This window comes from Pseudomonas libanensis (assembly GCF_001439685.1).
Taxonomy (GTDB): Bacteria; Pseudomonadota; Gammaproteobacteria; order Pseudomonadales; family Pseudomonadaceae; genus Aquipseudomonas; species Aquipseudomonas libanensis.
Genome location: NZ_JYLH01000042.1, coordinates 1 through 1,092, shown reverse-complemented (window position 1 = coordinate 1,092; position 1,092 = coordinate 1). Strand labels below are relative to the sequence as shown.

Here is a 1,092-nt window from a genome sequence, read left to right as displayed (position 1 = left end):
GCTCATGGCGCAGTGCCAGGATCTGATGATCTTTCCCTCCATGGCGCTCTGATGGGGTGACGAAGCGGATCCGGCTGTGCCGGTGTTCGCTGTTGTACCACCGCATAAAATCCCTCACCCAAGTCCGTGCAGCGTCCAAGCTGGCGAAGCCTTCCAAGGGCCATTGCGGGCAGTACTTCAGTGTCCTAAACAGTGATTCCGAGTACGGGTTGTCATTGCTTACGCGTGGACGACCGCGAGAAGGCGTGATGCCCAGCTCATACATTTTGCTTAACAGCGTCACCGATTTCATTGGCGCTCCGTTATCAGAGTGCAACACCAAGGGCTCACGCAGGCACTTCTCATTGATCACGCTGCGTTGCAACAGCGCAGCAGCCTTTTCACCACTTTCTTCATCATAAACTTCCCAACCTACCGCCTTGCGGCTGTAAATATCTTCGATCAAATACAGGTAAAAATACTTACCGCGTATGGGCGAGGGAAGATACGTGATGTCCCACGACCACACCTGGTTAGGCTTCTGAGCCGCGTGCGTTGTCGGCATTACAATGCGCCGAGGCCGTCGGCTACGACCTCTGTGGTGTTGTTGGCCGGCTGCTCGCAAGATGCGATAAAACGTAGCTTCCGATGCCAGATACCGCGCTTCGTCTGCCAGGCGCGGAACGATCTGGCTGGGCGGTAAATGGGCGTATATCGGGCTGTTGCACAGGGTTACGATGGCTTGTCGTTCAATTTCACTCAGCGCATTTCGCGGCTTGGGCCGCAAGGTGGTGGTGCGCGCATCGGCCTTTAACTCTGGCGCCTGAGTCCAGCGCTGCAAGGTTCGCAGCGACAGTCCAACCTCTTGGCAAGCGCGTAATTTTCGGGCGCCTGCGACGATGGCTTCAATCAACCAGCCCACCAACAACTGCCGTTCCGGCAAAGAAGTCAGTTGTCCTCGCCGTCGGTCCCCCAGTAATCGTTGAGCTTTTTTCGCAGCACTAACAACGCTGCGGTTTCGGCCAACGCAGCGTCTTTACGGCGCAGATCGCGCTCCAGCTCCAGGATGCGTTTCTTGTCTTTACGCGTCTGCTCATGGTCAGCCATTTTTTG

The 1,092-nt window shown here is 56.1% G+C and carries 1 pseudogene; it reads right to left on the bottom strand.

The window, feature by feature from the left end:
* Window positions 1–1,092: pseudogene (locus TU73_RS27855) on the bottom strand (IS3 family transposase); the annotation flags it as partial.